The sequence below is a fragment of the Paenibacillus sp. J31P190 genome (genome assembly GCF_059692075.1).
Window position 1 is genome coordinate 99,938 of record NZ_JCAUAS010000022.1, and the last position, 24,131, is coordinate 124,068.

Here is a 24,131-nt window from a genome sequence, read left to right on the forward strand (position 1 = left end):
TTTGAACTAAAGCCTATTTCGATAAAGTGAGGAACCCCACATGAATACAGAAACGTTAGAGCTTTTTCGGACGCTGACGGAAATGCAAGCAGCGCCCGGTTTTGAACGAGAAATCCGCAAGTTTGTTCGCGGTGAATTGGAGAAATATACAGACGAGTTCGTTCAGGACGGACTCGGCAGCTTGTTCGGTGTCCTGCGCGGCGATGAGACAGGTCCTAAGATCATGGTGGCCGGCCATTTCGACGAGGTCGGCTTCCTTGTGACCGGCATCACGGAGCATGGCACAATCAAGTTCCAGCCGCTCGGCGGCTGGTTCAGTCAAGTACTGCCCGCGCAGCGCGTGCAGATCATGACGGATCAAGGGCCGATCATCGGCGTGATCGGCTCGGTGCCCGTGCACTTGCTGGACGAAGCGGCACGCAGCAAGCCCGCAGACATCAAGACGATGTATGTGGACATCGGCGCTGAAGATAAAGCCGATGCTCAGCGCATCGGCGTTCGTCTCGGGCAGCAGATTGTTCCCATCTGCCCGTTCACACCCCTGGCCAATCCGAAGCGGATTATGGCCAAGGCTTGGGACAATCGCTACGGCGTCGGCCTGGCGATTGAGTTGATGAAAGAGCTTCACGGCGGGCCGAAGCTCCCGAATGTCCTGTACGCCGGTGCCACCGTACAGGAGGAAGTTGGCGCGCGCGGCGGACGCACGGCTGCGAATCTCATCCAGCCGGACTTGTTCTACGCGCTGGATGCCAGCGCCGCCGGGGATATGACCGGCGACCGCAATGCTTTTGGGCAGCTAGGGCGCGGTGCGCTGCTGCGTATCTTTGATCCCACGATGATCACCCACCGTGGGATGGTCGAGTTCATTCTCGATACGGCGGAGACGCATAAGATTCCGTATCAGTACTTCATCTCGGCGGGCGGGACAGACGCCGGGCAGGTGCACGTGCAAGGCAGCGGCATTCCTTCTGCCGTCATCGGTGTCTGCGCGCGATACATCCACACATCCGCGTCCATTCTTCACCTGGATGATTATGCCGCCGCGAAGGAACTTCTGATCAAGCTCGTGCAAGCGAGCGATCGCACAACGCTGAATACGATCCATGCTCAAGCGTAATCGCGTTCTTTTTTAAGCTTTCCAATAAGTTTCAGCCAAAACTGAAGGCTCTATAGCTTCACATACGAAAAGCGGTTAAGCAGTGAATGTATTTCCTGCTCAACTGCTTTTTATTTTTGTAAATCGCTGCTTTCTTTTGCAAATTGTTGATGAAGTACGATTGAAAAAGGAGATTTCCAAGCAAATATAGAACTTATGTTCCAATATATGGTATAATTAGCAGAATCATTGGATTATAGAAAGAAGGACGACTATGACGTATACCATTCGGGAGGCTACCTCCCAAGATACCAAACAAATTAGCAGCTTTGTTTCAGAGCGTACCGGCAAGGCCATTTCACCTTTACACATTGAAAATAGGCTGCATTTTATGCGTGGAAACCCGGATGAATCCCTCTATGTGTATGAGGAAAAGAATCAAATTCTCGGTACATTAGGCTTTCGGATTCGCCATGGTGCCGATATGATTTTGAAATTCAGTGAAATCTCCGTCATTTCTGTGGATGAAACGAAGAGCCGCCAAGCAGCCGCAGATAAATTAAAAAGCTATGCCGAGCAGCTAACCAGTAAACACGCCTGCTCCGGTATGTGGTGGATTACCGGATCAGAGAAAAACGACGAGTCACGGGCCGCCAATGAGCCATTAGGCTTTCATGAAACAGGTTACCGATTCGTTAAACGATTTCTCTAGAAAAGCGGAATATGTTTACACTAAGGAGTGAAAGACATGTCATCTGGGTTTAACATGGGGCCTTTTCCTGGTGGAAGCGGCGGAAATCTTTTTCTAATTATCTTTACAAGTGTGTTCGTTCTCGTCGTTGGCACTTTTATCATTTTGATTATCAAATCACTTATGACATGGTCATCCAATAATGCCTCCCCCATCCAAAGCCGGAACTGTAAGGTCGTAGCCAAAAGAATGCATGTCAGCGGCGGTTCTGGGGACTCGAGTACAAGTACGAGTTATTATGCCACCTTTGAATTTGAAGATGGAAGTCGGCTCGAGTTATCGGTGGGACGACAGCAGTTTGGTTATATCGTGGAGGGTGATCAGGGAACATTAACCTATCAAGGCTCGAGGTTCAAGGAATTCTCTCGTCCTCTTAAATAAAATTCGTAAGGAGTGCTTCGTATGACACATCAGTTTGTAAGCGTCAAAGGCTTAGAATTGGTCGCCAAAGTTAGGGCTTTCTGCTTAGAACTGCCTGAAGCAGAAGAAAAGGTGGACGGCTTCGGCCATATCACCTTCCGCGTGAAAGATAAATCCTTCGTGATGATGGGCGAGACGGATGGTCAACCATCTACAGCTATCAAAACGAATCTGACAACACAAGAGTTCCTCCTTCAGCAAGAGGATACCCCCTACCACAAAACGGCCTACATTGGACAGCATGGCTGGGTATCGATTCTAGATACGGACAAGGTACCTTGGAGTGAAATCGAAGACCTGATCATGGAAGGATATGCCCGAACGGCTCCGAAAAAGCTTCTTAGCCAGCTGCAAGCAACTCGGAAGTAGCGGCATGTTTTTGACGGTTGCTTTCCATTAAACCGGTTTTTGGCGTCCAAATCTCAAAGAGCCTCCCCGAGTAGTCTATTATCTAAACCTCAATCATTCGATGAATGTCATCATTAAAGTGATGATATTGAGCAGTCCCCCATACCCCGACTTTAACGATGAAAAACACCCTTAAAAGCTGAGAATTCTCATACAAGCCATGTAGATGGTAGTATAACGATGTTTTTCATCACTATACTGATGATTTTGAGCAGCAGCCCGACTTTAACGATGAATATCACGCTTCCAGCAGGATAGTTCACATTAGACAGAGTAGATAGGAATCCCGTTAGTTGGACCGTGCTGCGATTGGGAGCAACAAGTATGGAGGCAGCTAGGTAGAGCGCGAAAACCATTACATGCATTTTGTGCATCAAAGTTGCGCGTCCGAACGTTTATTGGAGGAGTTTGCTGCAAAATGTGCAGCTAATTTCTCCCGAATGGATCCAAAAGATTTGTTTCAAGGAAATTTGATGTAGGTAATACAGTAAATTGAACCGTAAAGCCTAACTGAAGCGAAATTAACTGCATGTTTTACATCAAATGGCGTTCAAGCAGACCAAAGAGTGTCGCGTGCTAGCGGAGTCTAGTTGACACCTCACACTCAAGAGGAATTGTGTTGAACACTTCACGCTAGCAATCGAAATCGGCATCAAGCCAGCATAGCCTCATTCGCCCCAGGAGCAGTTCACTCGCGACAAACACGCTCACAATGCGAGTTCCGCCCTGGATTACCAATTCACTTAGTGCTCACAAACAAGAAATCAGGATTTAGCCTAAAAACAAAGTATACCGAAGGAATTCAACGAATAACCTAAATTTGTCGGCAAAAATTGGATTTTATCGAATAATCTGAATATTTACAATATTTTAATAATGGGCTATTATAAGAGCAGGCCCACTTGAAGGACAAGCCGCACAGACGGTACGGCACCCTGATAGGAGCCAGGATATTCTCAACTTAGGAAGGGGATAGTCCAATGGACCACGTTAGCGAAACATGCCCACTTTTACTTCAAACGACGGAAGAAAAGGTGCGGGAACGGTTTTTCGTTCATCGGGCATGTGGGAATCCAACACGGTAAATGTGAATAGCGTTTATTCGAGGAAAGGATCCGTTCGTAAGAAAAGTCGTAATTTGCAACGTTAGTTGATTGATTGGAGTTGTGTAGGTACAATTGAATACCATTATTGATCCTTAGGGACCTCCGGTTATCATAGATAAGCGGGGGTCTCTATTTGCGTTCACTCCTTACTTTGCAGCGGGAGTCGAACTGTAAATGTGGTCTTCTCTTCCGGCACACTGACTACGGAAATAGTTCCCTGATGCATTTCGGTAATTTTCTTCACAATAGACAGGCCAAGTCCATTACCGCCAGACGTTCGATTTCTAGATTTATCTGCTTTATAAAAACGTTCAAATATATGCGCTCGATCCTCCTCCGTAATGCCCGCCCCATTATTCGAAATTCGGATAATCGCTTCGTCCCTACTGCCTGTGAGATGAACGCCGATGGTTCCTCCAATAGGCGTGAATTTGATTGCGTTATGAATCAGATTGGTCCATACCTGGCTCAGCAGGTCTTCGTCAGCAATCAGTGTAATCTCCTCTAGTTCAACATCCATCTCTATGTCTTTATCCACCCACTGCGGTTCGCAGGCCAGAATATGATTGCGTATTTGCTTATCCAGCCGGTAACTTTTCGGCTCAAAGGGGTGATGCTGCGATTCTAACGATGAGAGTTTCAGCAAGTTATCACTAAGCTTGGATAGCCGTGTACTCTCAGCTTCAATGATTTCTAGATAATATTTACGTTCCGCAGGTGTAATCTGTTCATTCTGCAGAGCGCGGGAGAAGCCGCTAATCGAGGTCAGAGGCGACTGTATTTCGTGGGATACGTTGGAGATAAATTCCTGCCTCATTTTCTCTAACTGCCCTAATTCAACGGCCATATTATTGATCGAATCCACCAGCTCCACGAAAGGACCTCCATGCGGATTATTATCGACGGACACGTTGAAATCCCCTCTGGACATACTTTGAATCGCCTGAACCATCGTTTTAAAGAAGAGCATCTGCTTACTGCGGAAAAACCTGCCTAAGAAGGCCATAGTTATTCCCCAAAGAAACATGCCGCCGAGGGAATTTATCAATTGGACAACGACCGCTGAAGGGCGCTTGTTGATAGTCGCAAATAGCCATTCTGTCCCGTAAAAGGCTGCCAACCAATAAAGAATAATAAGCACAAAAATGCTTACAGCAGACAAAAAGCCGCGTACCCGCTGAGCTTTTGTCATTTTGCTCTTCACTACGCTCTTTCGCTTCTTCATTCTCATGTTCGCAGCACCTCCATCCGATAACCTAACCCGCGGATTGTTGCGATCCGAAAAGCGTGCCGCTCCTCGGGAAACCGCTCCCGGAGCCGATTAATGTGCACATCTACGGTGCGTTCGTTACCTTCGTAATCGAAGCCCCAAATCTGCTCGATCAACTGGTCACGCGAGAAGGTTTTGCCTGGGTAGCTCGCCAGCTTGTAGAGCAGCTCGAATTCTTTGAGCGGTAGGGTGACGCTCTCGGAGCCCACGGCTACTTCGTAGGTTTTGCGGTTCATGCTCAGGTCTCCGACCTGAACCGTCTGGGAAGAAGCGATTTTGTAACGCTTCAGCAGCGCTTTCACTCGCATCGCCAGCTCCACAGGCTCGAATGGCTTGACGAGGTAATCGTCGGTGCCCAGCTCGAAGCCTTTGACCTTCTGCGAGGTTTCGCCTTTGGCAGTGAGCATGAGCAGAGGGATATCGTAATGCTCCCTCAGCTCTTTGCACAGCTCCCACCCGTCCATATTCGGCATCATGATATCCATGATCACCATGTCGACTTGGACGGTTTCGAGCTGTTTGAGCGCATCAGCGCCGTCAGAGGCTTCGATGACATCGAAGCCTTCTTTCAGCATGAAGACGCGGACCAGTTCGCGTATATAAGGATCATCATCTACGATCATAATAGGTGCCATTTGCATCTAGCCTCGCTTTTGTGAAATCTTCTTCTTTTTCTTTCTAGCATACAACAGGAAACGGGTTTAGACGAATTCAGATTGCTGCAGCACGGAGTCTTTATTCGGTCGTACATCGTTGTCAATGGGATTTGACACTTGCGGCAGCATCCTTGCCTTACCCAAGAAGAAAGCAATGATAACTCCGGCAAACACAATGAGACTCCCCGCCAAGAATATGCCGCTCAAGCCATGAACAAACACATGCTGCAGCTCTGTCAAAATCTCAGCAGGCAGCTTCGCTCGCGCATTCGCATCCAGCAGCAGCTGTGGATTGGCGAATTGTTTCAGCTGCTGCGCAGGGATTTGACGGAACTTTTCGCCCATACCAGAAAGGCCATCTGCCATTCGATTCGTCATCATGACCCCCATGATGCTCACGCCTACCGTTGCCCCGATGGAACGGAAAAATTGAATGAGCGAGGTTACGATACCGCGACTAGTCGCCCCAACCTCACCTTGCACCGCAATGTTTAGTGTTGGCATAATGAGGCCCATTCCTAGGCCAGCCACGATCATATAGAGGATGATGAGGAGCTTAGAAGTACCTGCATCCATGGTTGACATGAAGGTAAAACCGATTCCTATGAGAATCATCCCCGTACCTATTAAGGTGCGATAGGAAACTTTGCTCGACATCCTTCCGCCAATAATGGCTGATGCCACAACAGATAACATAAGAGGCGTCAAGATGTATCCCGCAATCGAAGGGCTGACGCCAATGACGCCTTGCACAAATAAAGGAATGTAAGTAATAGCTCCGAACATGCCTACGCTCATCAAAACGGCAATCATGCTGGTGACGGAAATGACTTTATTTTTGAACAAATGCAGGGGGATCATTGGCTCTTTGGCTTTGGTTTCAACCCAGAGGAACAGTCCTAAAAGAATGGCGCACGCTGAGAAAAGACCAATAATTTGTGGTGATCCCCACGCATAATGCAGGCTTCCCGCTGCCTCCGGATCGCCCCCTAGCACCAAACCGAGCAAACCCGAAACAATTGCTCCGCTTAATGTGAGTGCACCTAACCAATCTATGGAGCGTTTCTCGTTGGTACGGCTCTCTTTAAGTGCTGAACCGATAATCACCATCGCTGAGATACCAAACGGAAGGTTCACATAGAAAATCCAGCTCCAGTTCAAATGTTCCACGATAAAGCCGCCGATCGCTGGCCCAATAATACTAGACAAAGCCATGACACCGCCGAACAAACCTTGCATTTTCCCTCGTTTCTCTACCGGCATAATATCGCCAATAATCGTCATGGCTATCGGCATTAAGGCACCGGCACCAATACCCTGCAGTCCGCGATAGATGATGAGCTCCGTCATGTTCGTCGCCAGCCCGCATAGCGCAGAGCCGATTACGAAAATACCAATCCCTACGAGGTAAATACGCTTCCTACCATACAAGTCAGCCAATTTCCCAAAGATGGGCATACTTGTCGTTGAGGTTAACATGTAGATGGAGAACACCCAACTGTACATCGCAATCCCGCCCAGATCTCGAATAACCGTTGGCATCGCTGTCGAGATGATCGTCTGATCCAAGGCTCCCAGCAGCATCCCGAGCATTAGCCCTACAATAATCCACGCTACTTTCTTTGGTTCACTACTCATTAATAATCGCTCCTTTGCCATTTCCTTCGAATGAAATTAGCATAAGGGGCATTTATAAACTGAATTTAAACCAAAGAGGGCAATTTAATATGTAAAGGCTTTTATTGGAAAAAAATTTGTGATACATTTTTGGGAAAAGGAACGATTTGGGGGTACATACCTATATGGCCAATCCTACTTACGCAGATTTCAAAATGCTTTCCACCACGGAAGCAGAAATAGCGTTTCAAAATGCAGTCCTCTCTGAGGGATACTCCGGGTTCCGCCGATTGTTAGATGGCATGACGGAGGCGATCAAAAAAGCCGGGGATGCTGACATCGAAGGCATTGAGATGACCATCGCCAAAGCAAGCCGTCTGTTCCCTGAGCCTGTCATCTTCAGCCCCTCGTGGGAATGCATTTGGTCTGAACTTCATGCTACCTTAGCAGCGAAAAAGCATGTCTTATCTAACATATCTCCAACAGACCGCAAAGGCGAGTGGCAGGTTATTATGGATAACCCTCAAGTGGTACAAGAGGTTGTTTGCTACCCCGGCCTGGCATTCCATGACGCTGCCTATCTGTACGCCTACTTCCGGCCTCAGCTTGAAAAGTCCGAGTATATCCGGCTGCAGAAGATCCAAACGGTCATTCAAGAGGTTGGCGGTTGATCTAACCATAAGGAGGAATACCATGATTATCATGATCAATGGAGCTTTCGGAGCAGGAAAGACGACAGCCGCCAACGGGCTTCTTCCCTTCGTCCCAAACAGCATGATTTTTGACCCGGAAGAAATCGGTTATATGCTTAGAAAGCTAGTTCCTGTAGAGGATCGGCTCGTCCATGAGCGAACGGATGATTTTCAAGATATGGAGCTGTGGAAGGTTCTCACGGTCAAGACTGCTGCTGAGTTGAAATCGACGTACAACAAGCATCTCATTGTGCCGATGACCATATATAAACGCCAAAATTTCGACTATATCTATGATGGATTCAAAGGTGTGGACAAGAATGTCTTTCATTTCTGCCTTAGCGCTTCCGCGGAAACACTGCATAGACGTTTAACCAAACGTGGTGATGAGCCCGGGGGATGGCAATTTCAACAAGTGGACAAGTGTGTAGCCGCGTTAAAGGACCCTGTTTTTGAGGATCATATTATGACGGATGAATTGCAAACGGAAAATATTATTCGTATTATTTTAGAAAGGCTATGTTAAATTACATTGTTGATTATTGATATTTCCGAACACATGTTCTATAATTAGGGTAATATATATCATCATTCGGAGATGATTTACCTTGAACCTAAAGGAATTAAAAAATTTAGCTGACGCTTTAGACAATAGTGGCAAACTGGAACTTCTCCATTTTTTGCAGACACGTATAAAAGGCATCGTGGCTCCAATACGTGCGATTGATGAAATCCAGGAACAAAAGCATAAAGCTGGGCTTGTTTGCCCGCATTGCGACAGTCATTTCGTTGTACGGTTTGGAAAATACGTAATTAAAACACGTACTGGAGAAGTTAGACGGCAACGTTACCGCTGTAATTCCTGCCGTCAAACGTTCAATGATCTCACAAATACGCCTCTTCAACGTACCAGAAGACCTCACCTTTGGGTTCGATTCATGGAATGCATGATTGAAGGCTATTCACTGAGAAAATGTGCCGAAGAATTAAACGATGAAGTAACCCATGTAACCCTGTTTTACTGGAGACATAAAATACTCTCTGCTTTGAAGCAAATTCCCACAGATTCATTTCAGGGTATCATCGAAATGGATGAAACCTATTTCCTGTACTCCGAAAAGGGCAAGCGGAACATTGCCGAACGCAAGCCACGTAAACGTGGTGGCAAAGCTAAGTATCGTGGCATTAGCAATGATCAAATATGCGTATTGGTTGCCCGTGACCGTCAGAAGATGACCTTCTCTGGCGTTCTTGGGCGTGGACGTATTCGTACTTCTAAGTTGGATGAGGCTATTGGTGGTTATTTATCTAATTCAAACGTGTTATGTACCGATTCGTGGCGTGCTTTCAGCTCGTATGCAAAAACGAAAGGGTTAGACCATTATCGCTTTAAGTCCGACGGGAAACAGCGTGTAAAAGGTGTGTACCACATTCAGAATGTCAACAGCTACCATAGCCGTCTGAAACGTTGGATCGACCGCTTTAATGGTGTTGCAACCAAGTATTTACAACATTATTTAGCTTGGTTTCGTTATATAGACAGCAAGGAATATGAGAATACAGCGTCGAATAAGAAGAATATGTTGGTCGTCTCGTGCTTGTTTACTGTGAATGAGACAAATACCAAACTTCGAAGAACTTCTTTTTCTTACTAAATTAACTGGCAATAATGCGAAGGCAATACGGTAGAATGAATAAAAATCGATTTTATATACCAAATAAGTAGGGGAAGTAGACAATGAGTTTCCAAAAAATCATTTGTGGTATTCCATGTTTACAAGTAAATCCTTCAATGAAACCCAAGGGTACTATTCTTTTGTATCACGGATGGGTGTCAAATATAAATGATTATTCTTTCTTTGCATCGTTGATTGCAAATTGGGGATATAAGGTTATTGTTCCTGAATTGCCGTATCACGGTGAAAGGGGAAGACTTGATTATTTTGATACGTTAGTTTTGCAGGAGTATTTTTGGAAAGTCGTTCTACAAGGCGTTAAAGAAGCAGACGCAATAGTGTCTGAATTGACCAGAACGGATGATAATATTGGAATTGTTGGTCATTCAACAGGTGGCTTTATATCCGCAGGAATTTTCTCGAAAAACCCTCGTTTACAAGCTTCGATAGTTATCAACGGTTCTTGTGCTTGGGTAAAAGTCGAAGAGTTATTTCGTGAAAAAGATGGAAGAAGTCCAATGACTTCAAATGTAAGGCGTTCATTAGAAGAACATGACCCTGCGTCACACTTAAAATTTGATTATAATAGGGGAATATTACTACTTCACGGCAAGGAAGACACAACAATACCTATCGAAAGTCAAAGGTATTTTACGAAGATAATGTCTAAACAAAATATATCTTCCGATTACCTGCAATTAGTTGAGTATTCTAATGTGAACCATCATGTTACAATCGGGATGCTCGAAAAGTCAAAGGAATGGATTGATAAACATCTATGCAAGTAAATGTTGGATTAAGGATAGTTTTTTTCGATATATTTCGATATAGATAAGTTAATTGACCGCCTTCTCAAGAAGGCGGTTTGCTTATTCCCTTAAAACAACATTAAGATTTAACATAGCCTTTAGAAAAAACATCGTAAACAATACCTTGCCTACGCCGAACTTCAAAATGGGGGTTATCCTAATGGTCGTTTCATTAATAGCAGCAGCATCAATCAACGGCGTAATAGGTATGGATGAGGTTATTCCATGGCACATACCAGGTGAGCAAAAGCGTTTCAAGGAGCTAACTCTCGGAAAATCCATCATTATGGGGAGAAAAACGTATGAGTCTATTGGCAAGCCTTTTATCAAAGGAAGACCGTTATCATTTCGAGAACTCAGCAAATCACGGAAACGAATTGTATAACGGTAAAATCGCTGAATGAAGCTTATGAGCTGCTGAAAAACGAGGAAGAAATTTTCATCGCTGGCGTTCAACCTAACCTATCATCAGAAAATGGATGGCACCATTCCGTATACCTACTACACCTATGAAAGAAAAAAGTGAATCTACTTACCTTTTCGAGGTTTTAACAGAAACCATTCCACACCAATAAGATTGATAAGTAAGCCGATCCAGATGTTTATTTCTAAAATGTCAGCGACCATTTGTTCACGACCGCCCGAGGGAAGATGGAACCCCTGCATAGCGATATACAGCAAGATGCAAATCGGAACAATCAGTCTTGCTGATGTGGCGACGAGGGTAATGGCGTAACTGCGAATCATCCATACACGATGCTCGTCAAATTGTTTTTTGACAGCGTAGCGGAAGCCTTTCCAGGTTGTAAATAGCCACAGTAGACTCAGTGCTAGAAATGCCATGGCCTTCGTAAAGCTTTCGATATACAAGGTCATGACGAGTCCCAAGAAACCGCCCAGCATAACGTTGACGACATACACGCGCCCCAAAGCCCGATGCCATGCTGGATATTTGGTCCGGAAGCGCTTGTGAAATTGAAATAAACCACTAACGAGCGCAATGAACGCGAATCCAATATGTAGAACAAGTACCGTATAGTGTAGAGAAAATGCCGTATTTAGCTTTACCCGGCTGTCGGCCGGATTCAAGCTGACATAGGGAAATACCGCGGCAATCGCCACGCCTATGATGATCATCACAAAGAAAATTCTTAGCTTTTTACTCATATACAGCCCCCGTTTATGTTCATCACTCCTTCTGCTATCTTAATTCTCTAGTCTAAACCCCTGCTAAATGAATCCTTAAATAAATCTAAACTCGTTGCATTTATTTCAGTTTAGTCTTCATCCATTCGCACCAGACCAAATCTGCGTCTACTTTCAGCGTTGCTTTCTGGATCAGCACATAGAGCCCGAATAACGGATCATGGATCTCCAGTTCCTCGAGCGATTTAGCACTCTCTTGTTTAATTCGTTCATAAGTTTGTGCGAACTTTTCTTTCTTCTTCTGGTAGTATTCCTCACGCTCATGAAGCACTTTCAGCGCTTGTTCTTTGCTTACAAGGCCAATGCAGAATACCTTCAGTGCCAACTCATCCCTTACGACGGGCTCATCTGTAGGCTGCGCAATCCATTGCTGGAGTGCTTCCCTGCCATTATCCGTTAAGGAATACACCTTTTTATCCGGTTTATCCGACTGAGGAACATGGACAAATTCAACATATCCCTTCTGTTCTAATTGGGCGAGGAGAGGATAGATTTGACTATGCTTCGCTTGCCAAAATGGCTGAATATTTTGCGTTAATTCATAGCCCGTTCGGGAATTTCTGGTTAAAAGGCTTAGTAAGCCATATGAAAGGGTATTCATAGCCACTCCTTTGTTATGTCATTATTGACATATACGTTCATTTGGTAGTATGATAATTTTCATTCAAATTATAGAGAATACTAAAGATAAGATCAATGGATAGAGTGGAGGTATTACTTTGAGCAAGGATGAATTACAGCAAGTGCGTTTCTGGCCGATTATGATTGCCATTTTCTTCGGGTCGTTCGTTGCGATCCTGAGTATGAGTACAATTAATATTGCGATACCGATTTTAAGTGATCATTTTCATTCAGATTTAAGCAAAATTCAATGGACGATTACAGGCTTCATGCTCGCTAGCGGTACAATCGCTCCGATTACAGGCTATTTGGGTGAGCGGTTCAGCTATAAACTTCTGTATGCCACGGCACTTGCGGGCTTTACGCTGTTTTCCTTTTTATGCGCGGTCGCTTGGGACGCTCCTTCTCTCATTGCCTTCCGCATTGCGCAAGGCGCCTTCAGCGGACTTATCATGCCGGCGACTATGACTATTGTGTACCAAGTGATACCGCGGGAAAAACAGCCGATCGCGATTTCCCTTTGGTCCCTATCTGCCATGATGGCTCCTGCTATTGGACCTACCTTGGCCGGATGGCTTTTGCAAAATTGGAGCTGGCATTGGTTGTTCCTCATGAACGTGCCTGTCGGTGTCATTGCCATTCTTCTCGTATTTAAATTGATTCCTTACTATCGTCTTTCTGTACCGAAAAAGTTTGATTTACTTGGCTTATTAACGGTTATCGTAAGCAGCCTTTCCTTACTCGTCGCTTTCTCTCAAGGCCATGCTTGGGGATGGACATCAGGTAAAGTCATTGGACTGTTCGCGCTCGGTATCCTCGTACTTCTGCTCTTCATTTGGAGAGAGCTGCGCGTAGAGACGCCACTGTTGAATATTCGCGTTTTATCTAATTCGCGTTATACACTAACATTAATTATTTCTAGTATTGTTACGATTAGTTTGTACTCAGGCACTTTTTTGACTCCTATATTTCTGCAAAATATTCAGCACGTGACGCCGCTTGATACGGGCTTAATCCTTCTTCCTGCCTCACTTGTGATGGCATTAAGCATGCCAATTGTGGGCAAACTATATAGTATTGTAGGTCCGCGTATTCTCATATTCATCGGTATTTCCTTAATCGCTATAGGGACATTAACGCTTAGCTGGCTAAGTGTTGATGTATCTCGTGGTTATATCGTGTTCTGGATGATCGTTCGGAACCTCGGGATCGCTTTTGCCACCATGCCATCGAGCAACGCTGGGATGGAGCAAATTCCGAGAACGTTGTCCGGTCATGCGACTTCGATCAGCAACTGGGTGCGCAACGTGTTCGGTTCCTTTGCGATTGCCCTGTTCACTTCCGTCCTTTCAACTCAAACAGCCACGCATGCCAAGGATTTGGCTAGCAGCGGCTTGAAGGATAAGGTACAGATCGGGATGCAATCATTCACCATGAGTGTGAATGATGTTTACTTACTAGCCACATTCATCGTGCTAGCCGCTCTGCCGCTCAGCTTGTTCATTAACAAGCAGACTGCTCCGGCGGATAAGGCTGCTGCTCCAGCTCCAGTCGTTGTTCAACCCAAACCAGCTGAATAAGAAGGCTAATGTTTGACACAGGCCGCCTAGCAAAACATTAAAAAAACCTACTGTATGCAAAAGTGCATCAGTAGGTTTTTTTGCGCTAACTACACTCAGCAATCCCTCAGCTAGACCTCAGATTATTTTCAGGATAAGCTTCTATACTTACACCTATACCAACAAATTTGGAAAAGGTGGGTTTCACATGAAAAGAACACGTCAACTGCATTTATGGATTGGACTGATTTGCTCGGTTTTTATTTTGATCCAATCGATTACGGGGCTTCTCTTATCCGAGAAGTGGCTGATGGGCTCTGGAGGAACAGAAATGCGACCTCCTGGGGCCATGTCTCAAGGTATGACCAACGGAAATAGTGATGGGGCGGCTCTATCCAATCAATCCTCTAATTCGATGACTCCTTCTGCCGCGGGCGATCAAGGAAAATCTGGAGCTATGCAGGGAAATAGACCTGCATTTAGCGGCCCCGGCCCCGGTCAGGAAGGAGCTAACAGTTTGACAGGCTTCATCAAGGGACTTCATGAGGGAAAAATCGGGAGTACGAATGTGAAATGGCTTGTCGATTTAGCAGCGATTAGTATGATTTTCCTGACGATTACGGGCATTATTTTATCGATCAAAACGCTTCGTGCACAAGGAATTCAAAGGAAGAAGCGCCGGGTTTTAGAAGCCTAAGTAAAGGGGGGATCATAGATATCCTACGAATGAACTTTAGGCAAGCTAAACCACTGTTTTCAATGCGTACGTTGTAATAAAGAGACCGTCGATTCATTCATCCAATCTAAATCTACATTAGGTGTCTTACACCGGGATCAATCGTCAAATATGTCCAAGTGAGGCTGCTGGGCGAATAAATATTCGCAGGTGAATAATGTTGCAGAAAGTGCAACAATTGCTGCCTAAATATCGACTTTCTTCCTCTGTTGTTGCATCATGTACAACAATTTTGCTCTATATAGGCCATTTCTCAACATATGGGATCAAAATGTTGTACAAACTGCAACTTCAAGTTACGAAATAGCCTTTGGGCGCGCAAATTGTTGTATGAAATACAACATTGGTAACCACTATAGCCCATTCGCCCTCACGGAAGCTGGATGACTCTATGAGGCATAACGAATCATGATCTAATAAATTTTAAAAAAGCGTTACGGACGTGGGGCTGCCGCCTCAAACGTTCGTAACGCTTTTATTTCATCAAGATTTATCAACGTAGTTATTCATGACTAACATGGCTGCGCCTACAACGATCGATTTGCTCTTCAACTCGGAAGTCAGGATTTTAAACGTGTCACGGAAAGGTTCCCATACCACCTGCCCACACTGTTCTTCGATTAAAGGCACAATCTCACTGTAGTTTTCCACCAAATCACCACACAAAATGACGGCATCGGGATTGTACATGCAGACGATATTATTAATGGTTATGCCAATGTAAAGCGAAGTTCTGGAAATAATATCTTGAGCCCAGTTCTCTTCGTTCTGTGCCGCAGCGAACAGCTGCTGGATATCGGCGGTCTCCTTGATTCGGTTTGCTTCATGCAAAATAGCCGACTCGTCGATATACGTTTGCAGACATCCTCTTTTGCCACATTCGCACATGTTGCCATTCGGATCCAGCGTGGTATGTCCTAACTCCCCGGCACTGTTTGAACCTCCGCGAAAAATGTCGCCATCAATGATTAAAGAGGAGCCTACGCCGGTGCCCAACTCAATCAATGCTGTCTTTCTCGATCCGCGGGCGGACCCTAGTAAATACTCAGCAAGGATTTTCACTTTCAAGTCATTGTCAATGACCGTAAGAATATGCAGCTTGTCCTGGATAAACTGAGCGAAAGGGATATTTCTCCAACCCAATGTCGATGAATACTGGACGATTCCCCGTTCATGGTCGATCACACCGGGCACGCCAATGCCGATGCCAATGATTTTCGACTTGTCTAGATTTTTATGCGCAATCATCAAGTTAATCGTATCGGAGATGATGGCCGCCGTAGCTGCGGGGGTTGTTTGCAAAGCAATATGATCAACTCGCTCCTCATGGAGAAGTTCACCGCTGAACTCCATGACTCCGAACTTAATCGCCTTTTTGCCGATGTCGACACCAATTGTATAAACCGCCTGGGGATCGATATCTAACATAATCGCCTTACGTCCAACGCCTACCGAGGTTAACGCGGTTTCCCTCACCAATCCTTGTTCACATAACTCACCTACGATACGCCCTACAGATGTAGGACTTAACTTGGTGATTTTGGTGATTTCCGCTCGAGAGATGGGCCGACTCTTTTTAATGATTTCCAAAATCATCTGCTTATTGTGCAGTCTGATCACATCTTGGTCATGCTTCTCAATTTTTTTCATTTACTTGGATTCCTCTTCTTATTCCACCCATGTTAATAAATCTAATGTTAACCATCCTACACACCGCAGTCAACCATTAGCAACATGATCCCTACCCATATTTTTTATATCTTTAATTTTTTCCGTATCGATCTCATTTATCGGATGATTATCCACTCGTACCCCTCTACCAAAATGAATCTCTTTCACACCTGTCGATTGAAGGAAGGAGGGAATTGAACTTACGGTTAAGCCGCTTCCGGCTAAAATTTGCAGGCGAGAATGCTCCGCTTTCTTAACAAGCTGCTTGATTTCTTCTTGTGCATCAAGCACGTTTGGCTTTCCTCCAGAAGTGAGCACCCGATCAATTTGGCTATAAGATAGTAGTTCCTCTAGAGCCTTCTCCAAATTGCTTACTTCGTCAAATGCACGATGAAAAGTCACAGATAACCCCTCCGCCTCATCTAACAATCGGCGCAGCACCTCGTGATCAATCCTACGGTCTTTGGTAAGCGCCCCAACTACAATGCCATGAGCGCCAATCCGTTTCACTGTCTGTATATCTTTCATCATCACGCCCAGATCTCTCTGGTCATAGCAAAAAGATTGGCTATGCGGGCGGATCATCACTTGAACAGGGATGTTCGTGCTGTGCACAACCTCATCAATTAAGCCGTAGCTAGGCGTTAACCCGCCCTCTAGAATCCCAGTTATGAGTTCGATACGATCCGCACCGCTCTGTTCGGCCAGTAATGCATCCCTTACCGTAGTTGCAATAACTTCCAGCAGCATGATTCTCCTCCTAATATAGGGATCTTTGAGCGTAGCTCAAAGTCTCTCCGCTTTGGGATCTTCGAGCGTAGCTCAAAGTCTCTCCGCTTTGGGATCTTTGAGCGTAGCTCAAAGTCTCTCCGCTTCACCAATTGATGTCATTATCCTTTGACAGCACCCTCTGTTAGACCTGAAACAATGTATTTTTGGGCAAAAGCGAACATAATTACAACCGGAATCAAGGATAAAATACCTGCTGCGCTCATTTGTCCCCAGTTAATATCAAATTTTTGCACAAAACTGCTTAGTCCTACAGGGACTGTTTTGGTGCTTTCGCTATTCGTAAACATAACTCCGAAAAACAAATCATTCCATGCGCCTGTAAATGCGAATACAAGGGTAGCAACAATTCCCGGCCGCATAATGGGCAGAATAATTTTGATCATCGTCTGAAACTTGTTACACCCGTCAATTAGAGCCGCTTCCTCGAGAGATACGGGAATTCTCTGAAAGAAACTGGACATCGTCAGTAAACAAAAAGGAATGTTCATGGCCGTATAAGTAATGATCAACGAAGGCAGCTTATTTAACAAGTGCAAATGACTGAATGTAATGAAGAGTGGAACTAAAATGACCATCACAGGAATCATTTGAGTAGCCAAAAAGGAAATAAGAAATAGCTTCTTGCCTCGAAATGAATATCTGGCCATACTATAGCCACCAAGAATGGATACAATCAACACTAGGATTGAACTACTCATACTTACTATAAAACTGTTCATAAAATAATGCGGAAAGCTAGAATTCTGAAAAGTATCTATATAGTTCGCAAACGTTAAATTTTTGGGCCAAAGCGTTAGCTTCCCGCTATAAATTTCCTGTCTATCCTTTAGAGAAGTGACTAGCATCCAATAAAATGGAAACAATGCACCGATTAGGAACAATGTTAACGCAATGACTCGAGAAACTGTAGGGGTTACATTCCGAACATAGGAGACCATTAGAAATCACCTGCATCATCATATTTAGTCGTTTTCAAGAAAATTAACGTATAAAGAATAAGTATTGCTAGCATCATAATTCCCAATGCGGAGGCTTGCCCATAGTCGGTCGTATAGAAGATTTTATTAAATATATAGGAAGGCAAGTTATGAGAAGTATTAGCTGGGCCCCCATTGGTCATGATGTAAATCAAATCAGCTGAATTGAATACCCAAATCACTCGGAGCAGCAAGGTAATAATAATCGTCGGTTTGATATAAGGAATCGTAACTCGAAACAGTTTGGTCATTCGGCCTGCCCCGTCAATATCAGCAGATTCATAGATGTCTTTAGGTACGTTTTGCAGAGCAGCAAGAATCATAATCCCGAAAAAAGGCACTCCATACCAAACCATAGCCGCGATGACTGGGAAAATAGAGACATGTGGAATAGCCAAAAAGGGGATGCCTTTTTCCAGAATTCCGAGTTTCACCAATAAGTAATTAATAAGCCCGTTCTGTTCATTAAACAACCATTTAAAAATCATTCCGATTAAAAAAGCAGACACGGCCCATGGCAGAAAAACAATAGATTGGTAGATGTTTTTCCCTTTAAATTGTTTGTTAAGCGCCAGTGCCAAAATAAATCCAAGAACGAATTGCAAACCTACCGTTAAGATGACCCAAAGTACAGAATTACCTAATATTTGAGGGAGATTCTTATCTGCCAGTAAAGATCTAAAATTTTCAAAACCTGAAAAGTGGATATCCCCCGGTTCAAATAAAACATAATGCATAAAAGCAAGCTTAAGTCCTGATAGTAATGGATAAGCAAAAAAAGCTAGAATAATTAGAACAGCAGGAGTGATTAATAAATAAGGCTCGAATGATTTCCATCGAATTGCTTTTAGCATACTTGCTCTCCCCGCCTTTTCAATACTTTAGAATAGATAACCGGGGATTCATTCGTGTCCCCGGTTATCTGCCTTCTTTTTATGGATTTTCCTTCATATAAGCTTGTTGTTCTTTGGTTAGAAAATCTGCAAGATGCTTAACAGTATCCTCGAGCGATTGCGCTTTTGTCAAATACTTTTGCGTTTCTTCCACTGCGAACGTTCCCGTGAATTGACCAAGCTTCGTTAAATGGCTCGGAGGGCCTGCAAACACAATGTTGGAATCCGCCATGGAACCTGCATACCCAGCAATAGGACCTTTGCTGAAGAACGGATCTTTCAAGTTTTCTTTGTAAATAGGAATCGTTGAATTTTTAATGCTGTACGCTAGGTTGTTCTCAGGAGAACTTAAGAATTCGATCAACTTCCAAGAAGCCTCTTTATTTTGTGATTTGGAAGACATGGCGTAAGCCGCTGTGTAACCCCAGAAAATGTAACGTTTTCCGTCATCAGCTTTAGGCATCGGAACTACATTCCATGTGCCTTCTTTCATATTTTTCTGAGCGGTAATAATAACTTCAGGCGTTTGATTTAAAATAGCCGTTTGACCGTTTAAGAATCCTTGAACCATTTCGTTGAAGCCCCAGTTGACAGACTCTTTAGGAGCATTTCCGTTTAAGTAAACATCATAAAATTTCTTAAATGCCGCTTGAGCTTCAGGTTTATATAAAATCGATTTGCCGTCCTTATCAAACCAACTATCGGAGTGAACCGCCGCCATCACATATTCCATTGCGCGAATAACGCCATTGGCTCCTCCTCTGAAGGAAATACCGTATCTGTTTTTCGCAGAGTCTGTGAATTTTTGCGCTAGATTAAAGTAATCATCCCATGTCGCGATGGTCTCGGGCATATTCAGTTCTTTAAACCAATCGCTTCTTATAAATAAGCCCTGCAGCAAGAATCCATCTGGAATCGCATAGACATTCCCTTTGAACTTATTTCTCGCTTGTTTGGTTGCTTCCGTCAAGTTATTTAATTGATCCCATTTGTCATAAAAGGGTTGCAAGTTCTCGATATAACCAGCAGAAGCCATAGCTACTAAGGAAGTATCATCAATACTCAATACGTCAGGAAGAATGCCAGCTGCACCCATGGTCATCCATTTCTTATTCGCATCATCCCAAGGAACAGACGTATATTCAACTTCGATATTCGGGTTTTTCTCTTGAAATTGCTTCAAAAGCCCCTGCATAAGCGCTGTTCTTTCCGGGCTTGGAAGCGGATCGAGATACGAGATTTTCGCTTTCTTGCCTGTGGCTTCTTTGGCTCCTGCGGCTCCAGTAGCTTTTGCCGCTTCATTCTGACCGCCATTCGTTGAGCAGCCAGCTAAAGCAAAAGTAAGTACTAGACTGGTACATAAGGCTAGAATCGTAGCTTTTTTCTTCATTTTTATAACCCCTCCTGTAATTTGATCTATGTTATAAAATCTTGCTGAAGATCGTTTCCTCAACATAATTTAGTAACTAAGCCTGGGCGCTTCTACACAATTTCTAAAGTAAACACTGCTTTGTTCGTTCCGATAACCTTACGATTATCGTTCGTAATGTCAGTTGGTGTGAGTTGATACATACGATCGATCGTCTCTTGGTTACTATATCCAATCTGCTCAAGGATGGATGCCGTAATGATAGGCCACTCGTCCTCAGAACCATCCATCACTTTAAGCGCGAAACCTAGCTTTTCTTTTTTCAATCCAAAGCAGTAAACGCCTTTCGCTCCGCCCTTAGCGACAATATTGGGATCCATAAGTAAACTGGAACAGATTCTTTCTGAACCAGCAATCATCTCATAATGCTCGTTCATGAGAGCGGTTATTCGGATGACGGCGGATCGAATTTCAAGATCTTCAATCACTTCTGGACAGGCCAGCTTCATGAACGCAGTCGCTAAATGCTTAAGAGGAATAGCGAACACCGGAAAACCGCAACCGTCTGTACCTATGTGGATTTGTTCTCTAGGACATTCAGATAAGTAAGCGAGCGTATCTACGATCTCGATTTGAGCAGGATGATCAGGTTCGAAGTAGCCTTCGGTTGGATATCCCATTGTTTTGCACAAAGCAAGGATGCCAAGATGCTTTCCGGAACAATTATGATAAATCGAGCGTTTAGGTTTGTGTGCTCTAAGCATCGCTTCTGAAGCAGGCACACTTAAGGGGTAAGTGGGGTGACAGACAAGCGCTTCCTCTCCCACTCCAATTTTGGTTAGCATGGATTCCAACGCTTCAACATGGAAGGTCTCCGCACGATGGGACCCGATCATAATAGCCGTTTCTTTATCAGAAAGTCCAAACTTTCTGTCTGCACCATGCCGAATGACAGGAATAGCTTGAAATGGTTTCCCGGATGACCTTAAATAGGTTAATGACTCTACATCCCCTACTGCGTACTTAACAGCACCTGAGATTGAGACTCCGCAAATATGCCCGCTATGCACGCATTCCAAAGCACCTCCACGATACTCTTCAACTAATGTTTTATCCATTTCGTCTTCCCCTCTTTTGCGTTTAATTTCGTGGTCTTATGCTGTTATGAGGCTAATTATTCCACAGATGTTATTAATTTTCGAAATAAAACAATGAAATGATAATAATACCAGATAAAAATGACTAATAACAAAGAACTTATCTTTTATTTATTCCACTGATGTTAATAATTGAATATTAACAACTCACCCTATCCGTTGTCAAACATTTTTTGTTTTTTTGTTAAGTATACTAACAGGCAGCGCTTTCGTAGTGGATTTTTACAGATTGAGAGACAATTTTAAATTGTCTCATGTTAGTTTAGTTGACTCCGAATCCCTAGACTAGCTGAATAAAGCCGAGTATATCTGGCTGCAAAAAATTCATACCTTGATTCAATATATCGATGGTAACGAGAGCCCCTCCAAAATGTCTGCTGAACAATAAGCAAAAGCCTTCCATCAAGCTAAATGCTTGATGGAAGGCTTTTTAATTAATTAGTTGGCGAGAACGGTTTAGATGCCCAACGAATCTCCCATTCATAACTAAAGGATGGTAAAAACATCCCTTTGACCTGTTCATTTTTTAAATAGATACGACTTCTAAAATACAAAGGCGCTACAGGCATATCGTCTAGCAACTGCTTTTCTGCTTCTACAAGAATTCGGGCCCGTTTTTCCCCATCTACTTCTTTATTGGCAGCGAGAAGAAGTTCATCATACGCCTTGTTTGAATAATCCACTTCGTTAAAAGTCCCATCGGTTTTATACATATCCAAGAAGGTCATAGGATCATTATAATCCGCACCCCAAAGTGCTATTGCCGCTTCATAATCATGTTCACCTTGTTTACTGACACGTTCTGCATGCGCAATCGGCAGAGAACTTACTTGGATTCCTAAACTTTTTTTCCAGTTGCTTACAATATAAGCATTTGTACGTCTGGCAGTAGATGTATCATCAGAAATTAAGGTGAAAGGGGGCAGTGATTCCAGTCCTAGCTCTTCCAACCCTTTCGCTAGCAGCTCTTTCGCATCATCAGGACTATAAGGAGGTAAGGCATCTCCTGCCGTTTCTCGAAACTCACCCCTATTGCCGTCCGATGTACCCACCGGTACTAAGCCAGTCGCTTCGAGAGAGCCGTTCGTCATGATCTCACTTATCAGGCCTTCTCTATCAATAGCAAGGGCAAGCGCCTTGCGAATATTGACATTTGCAAAAGCAGGAACTTTCTTTTCTTGAAACATAATGTAAGAATTCGTTAACTCATGTTTAATGACCATTTGCTTTTTAGGAGCTATGTCAGCTATATCCCGGTTAATTTCGGTTACATCTGTTGTCCCTTTGATAAATTGACTTGCCCCTTCGAATACATTGTTAAATAGATGGATATTCACTTCATCCAGTTGGATGTTCTCGGCATCCCAATAGCGCGAATTTCGCTCAAAAGTGAGTCCCTTTCCGTGTTCCCATTTCTTGAGAATGAAAGGACCTGCACCTACCACGGTGCCGGCTTCTTTCCCGTATTGATCTCCTTGGGATTCCACCACGTCTTGACGCTGAGGAAAAAAGATAGCGAAAGCGAGTAATTGCGTCATTTGCGGTCTAGGCTCTAATAGTTTGATGATAAGTGTATGTTTATCAGGAGCTTCAATCCGGTCGATCCAGTCAGCCATAAATGAATACTGTGCTTTCGTTAGAGGATTTTTCGTTCTTTGGATCGAGTAGACAAAGTCTTGTGCAGTTAATGGGGCGCCATCAGACCACTCCAGACCGTTTCGAAGTTGAATCGTGTACGTTAATCCATCTTTAGAAATAAGAGGCTGAGCTTGGGCTAGAGCAGGTGTAGGCTGACCTGCCTCATTTATTCTGTAGAGCCCTTCGTTAAACAGATTAATAGGCGTAAAAGAAGCGTTAGCCGTGGCCTTGGAACTGTCCAACAACTGTGGCTCTGCTGTAAAATTGATCATGATCTTCTGTGGAGAAAGTTGATTAACCAACAGATCCTTAACGTCCTCATCCACACTTGCAAAGGTGTCATTGGGATTATCACTTAATAGAATAAGCCCATTTTCATAATCAACGCGTTTGCCAAGCGCCTCCGAAACTGCCCGCAAAGGAATGTAGGTGCTCTCACCGATGATCTGCGGAGCAACATTTAGTGTGACGGTCTTTCCACTAACAAGCATGTCCGTACTACCGATTTGAATGAGAACCTTGCTGTTTTCATTTTGAAGCTCAATGCGCTGATCTTGCTCATTCCAGCTAACTTTCGCCCCGAATTGCTCGGAAACAAAACGTATGGGTATTAGTGTCGTTTCATTAACAATTTTCGGGACTCCCACCATTTGTTTCATTTCTTTTTTCACGAGCGTATGATGACTTCCAACTAAAAGAATGATAGCATGACTCCTAAAATCAGATTGATCTGCTGCATACGAAGTTGGAAGACCAGACTGCAGTCCGAATAAAAGAGATAATGAGATCACACAATATTGTATTAATTTTTTTCCGGTCAAAATTTAAAACCCCTCCCGATGATACCTGAATTTTGTAAAAACTATCCATTTATATTATCATAAAGCCTTTGGAAATTTCGACATATTTCCCTACCTTCCGATCGATTGGCCTTTGTTCATTTCACTTATTGATTTAAATCAGCTAGGATTCTTGCTATATTAGAAGTAGAAACCCGGTGTAACAACTTTT

Annotated in this window: 24 protein-coding genes; 11 read left to right on the top strand and 13 right to left on the bottom strand. The window is 44.0% G+C overall.

Annotated features, from left to right (window positions below; all coding sequences use genetic code 11):
- The first annotated feature begins 40 nt into the window (after positions 1–40).
- From AC58U0_RS29005 to AC58U0_RS29020, 4 genes are all read left to right on the top strand, one after another.
- Positions 41–1,117 carry a M42 family metallopeptidase gene (locus tag AC58U0_RS29005; RefSeq protein WP_497382310.1) on the top strand — a complete coding sequence of 359 codons (1,077 nt, stop codon included), beginning with the start codon at positions 41–43 and terminating at the stop codon, positions 1,115–1,117.
- Positions 1,118–1,370: 253 nt separating this feature from the next.
- Positions 1,371–1,808, top strand: coding sequence for a GNAT family N-acetyltransferase (locus AC58U0_RS29010; protein WP_497382311.1), 438 nt, complete (start codon positions 1,371–1,373; stop codon positions 1,806–1,808).
- Between the two features lie 36 nt (positions 1,809–1,844).
- Entirely contained in the window at positions 1,845–2,228 is a 384-nt protein-coding gene (locus AC58U0_RS29015) for a DUF2500 domain-containing protein (RefSeq protein WP_497382312.1), read from the top strand.
- Between the two features lie 21 nt (positions 2,229–2,249).
- Positions 2,250–2,636, top strand: a complete 387-nt coding sequence (locus AC58U0_RS29020; RefSeq protein WP_497382313.1) for an MmcQ/YjbR family DNA-binding protein — start codon at positions 2,250–2,252, stop codon at positions 2,634–2,636.
- Between the two features lie 188 nt (positions 2,637–2,824).
- On the opposite strand, the gene AC58U0_RS29025 is transcribed toward AC58U0_RS29020, so the two are convergent.
- The 4 genes from AC58U0_RS29025 to AC58U0_RS29040 all read right to left on the bottom strand — a co-directional run bounded on the left by AC58U0_RS29025 (position 2,825) and on the right by AC58U0_RS29040 (position 7,345).
- Complete coding sequence (locus AC58U0_RS29025) at positions 2,825–3,049, bottom strand: hypothetical protein (RefSeq protein ID WP_497382314.1); 225 nt, start codon at positions 3,047–3,049, stop codon at positions 2,825–2,827.
- Between the two features lie 871 nt (positions 3,050–3,920).
- Positions 3,921–5,012: a sensor histidine kinase gene (locus tag AC58U0_RS29030; RefSeq protein ID WP_497382315.1), complete on the bottom strand. Its 1,092-nt coding sequence runs from the start codon at positions 5,010–5,012 to the stop codon at positions 3,921–3,923.
- Positions 5,009–5,686 carry a response regulator transcription factor gene (locus tag AC58U0_RS29035; RefSeq protein WP_497382316.1) on the bottom strand — a complete coding sequence of 226 codons (678 nt, stop codon included), beginning with the start codon at positions 5,684–5,686 and terminating at the stop codon, positions 5,009–5,011. The genes AC58U0_RS29030 and AC58U0_RS29035 overlap by 4 nt, the downstream gene beginning before the upstream one ends.
- 66 nt (positions 5,687–5,752) lie before the next feature.
- On the bottom strand, positions 5,753–7,345 hold the full coding sequence (locus AC58U0_RS29040) for an MDR family MFS transporter (RefSeq protein WP_497382318.1): 1,593 nt from the start codon (positions 7,343–7,345) through the stop codon (positions 5,753–5,755).
- 164 nt (positions 7,346–7,509) lie between these two features.
- On the opposite strand from AC58U0_RS29040, the gene AC58U0_RS29045 reads away from it, so the two are divergent.
- The 5 genes from AC58U0_RS29045 to AC58U0_RS29065 all read left to right on the top strand — a co-directional run bounded on the left by AC58U0_RS29045 (position 7,510) and on the right by AC58U0_RS29065 (position 10,886).
- Positions 7,510–7,995: a hypothetical protein gene (locus tag AC58U0_RS29045; protein ID WP_497382319.1), complete on the top strand. Its 486-nt coding sequence runs from the start codon at positions 7,510–7,512 to the stop codon at positions 7,993–7,995.
- Positions 7,996–8,017: 22 nt separating this feature from the next.
- Complete coding sequence (locus tag AC58U0_RS29050; protein WP_497382320.1) at positions 8,018–8,542, top strand: AAA family ATPase; 525 nt, start codon at positions 8,018–8,020, stop codon at positions 8,540–8,542.
- A gap of 82 nt (positions 8,543–8,624) precedes the next feature.
- Positions 8,625–9,671 carry an IS1595 family transposase gene (locus AC58U0_RS29055; RefSeq protein ID WP_497382321.1) on the top strand — a complete coding sequence of 349 codons (1,047 nt, stop codon included), beginning with the start codon at positions 8,625–8,627 and terminating at the stop codon, positions 9,669–9,671.
- A gap of 83 nt (positions 9,672–9,754) precedes the next feature.
- Entirely contained in the window at positions 9,755–10,480 is a 726-nt protein-coding gene (locus AC58U0_RS29060; protein ID WP_497382322.1) for an alpha/beta hydrolase, read from the top strand.
- Positions 10,481–10,661: 181 nt separating this feature from the next.
- Positions 10,662–10,886: a dihydrofolate reductase gene (locus tag AC58U0_RS29065; protein ID WP_497382323.1), complete on the top strand. Its 225-nt coding sequence runs from the start codon at positions 10,662–10,664 to the stop codon at positions 10,884–10,886.
- A gap of 143 nt (positions 10,887–11,029) precedes the next feature.
- On the opposite strand, the gene AC58U0_RS29070 is transcribed toward AC58U0_RS29065, so the two are convergent.
- Positions 11,030–11,668: a DUF2306 domain-containing protein gene (locus AC58U0_RS29070; protein ID WP_497382324.1), complete on the bottom strand. Its 639-nt coding sequence runs from the start codon at positions 11,666–11,668 to the stop codon at positions 11,030–11,032.
- A gap of 100 nt (positions 11,669–11,768) precedes the next feature.
- Complete coding sequence (locus AC58U0_RS29075; RefSeq protein ID WP_497382325.1) at positions 11,769–12,308, bottom strand: PadR family transcriptional regulator; 540 nt, start codon at positions 12,306–12,308, stop codon at positions 11,769–11,771.
- Positions 12,309–12,426: 118 nt separating this feature from the next.
- Between AC58U0_RS29075 and AC58U0_RS29080 the strand changes: the two genes are divergently transcribed.
- Together AC58U0_RS29080 and AC58U0_RS29085 are read left to right on the top strand one after the other, a co-directional pair.
- Positions 12,427–13,908: a DHA2 family efflux MFS transporter permease subunit gene (locus tag AC58U0_RS29080; RefSeq protein ID WP_497382326.1), complete on the top strand. Its 1,482-nt coding sequence runs from the start codon at positions 12,427–12,429 to the stop codon at positions 13,906–13,908.
- Positions 13,909–14,095: 187 nt separating this feature from the next.
- Positions 14,096–14,584 (top strand): PepSY-associated TM helix domain-containing protein, encoded by a 489-nt coding sequence (locus AC58U0_RS29085; protein ID WP_497382327.1) that lies wholly within the window; start codon positions 14,096–14,098, stop codon positions 14,582–14,584.
- A 522-nt stretch (positions 14,585–15,106) separates the two neighbouring features.
- On the opposite strand, the gene AC58U0_RS29090 is transcribed toward AC58U0_RS29085, so the two are convergent.
- The 7 genes from AC58U0_RS29090 to AC58U0_RS29120 all read right to left on the bottom strand — a co-directional run bounded on the left by AC58U0_RS29090 (position 15,107) and on the right by AC58U0_RS29120 (position 23,941).
- Positions 15,107–16,273, bottom strand: coding sequence for an ROK family protein (locus AC58U0_RS29090; protein ID WP_497382328.1), 1,167 nt, complete (start codon positions 16,271–16,273; stop codon positions 15,107–15,109).
- Positions 16,274–16,342: 69 nt separating this feature from the next.
- Entirely contained in the window at positions 16,343–17,044 is a 702-nt protein-coding gene (locus AC58U0_RS29095; protein ID WP_497382329.1) for a copper homeostasis protein CutC, read from the bottom strand.
- Between the two features lie 140 nt (positions 17,045–17,184).
- Complete coding sequence (locus tag AC58U0_RS29100; protein ID WP_057305252.1) at positions 17,185–18,024, bottom strand: carbohydrate ABC transporter permease; 840 nt, start codon at positions 18,022–18,024, stop codon at positions 17,185–17,187.
- Positions 18,024–18,917, bottom strand: coding sequence for a carbohydrate ABC transporter permease (locus AC58U0_RS29105; protein WP_497382330.1), 894 nt, complete (start codon positions 18,915–18,917; stop codon positions 18,024–18,026). The genes AC58U0_RS29100 and AC58U0_RS29105 overlap by 1 nt, the downstream gene beginning before the upstream one ends.
- A gap of 79 nt (positions 18,918–18,996) precedes the next feature.
- Positions 18,997–20,346 carry an ABC transporter substrate-binding protein gene (locus AC58U0_RS29110; RefSeq protein ID WP_497382331.1) on the bottom strand — a complete coding sequence of 450 codons (1,350 nt, stop codon included), beginning with the start codon at positions 20,344–20,346 and terminating at the stop codon, positions 18,997–18,999.
- A gap of 92 nt (positions 20,347–20,438) precedes the next feature.
- A complete protein-coding gene (locus AC58U0_RS29115) occupies positions 20,439–21,443 on the bottom strand; it encodes an asparaginase (protein ID WP_497382332.1) in 1,005 nt (334 codons plus the stop codon).
- A 473-nt stretch (positions 21,444–21,916) separates the two neighbouring features.
- The gene (locus tag AC58U0_RS29120) at positions 21,917–23,941 is read right to left on the bottom strand and encodes an ABC transporter substrate-binding protein (protein ID WP_497382333.1); all 2,025 of its coding nucleotides are present in this window, start codon (positions 23,939–23,941) and stop codon (positions 21,917–21,919) included.
- Between the last annotated feature and the right edge of the window lie 190 nt (positions 23,942–24,131).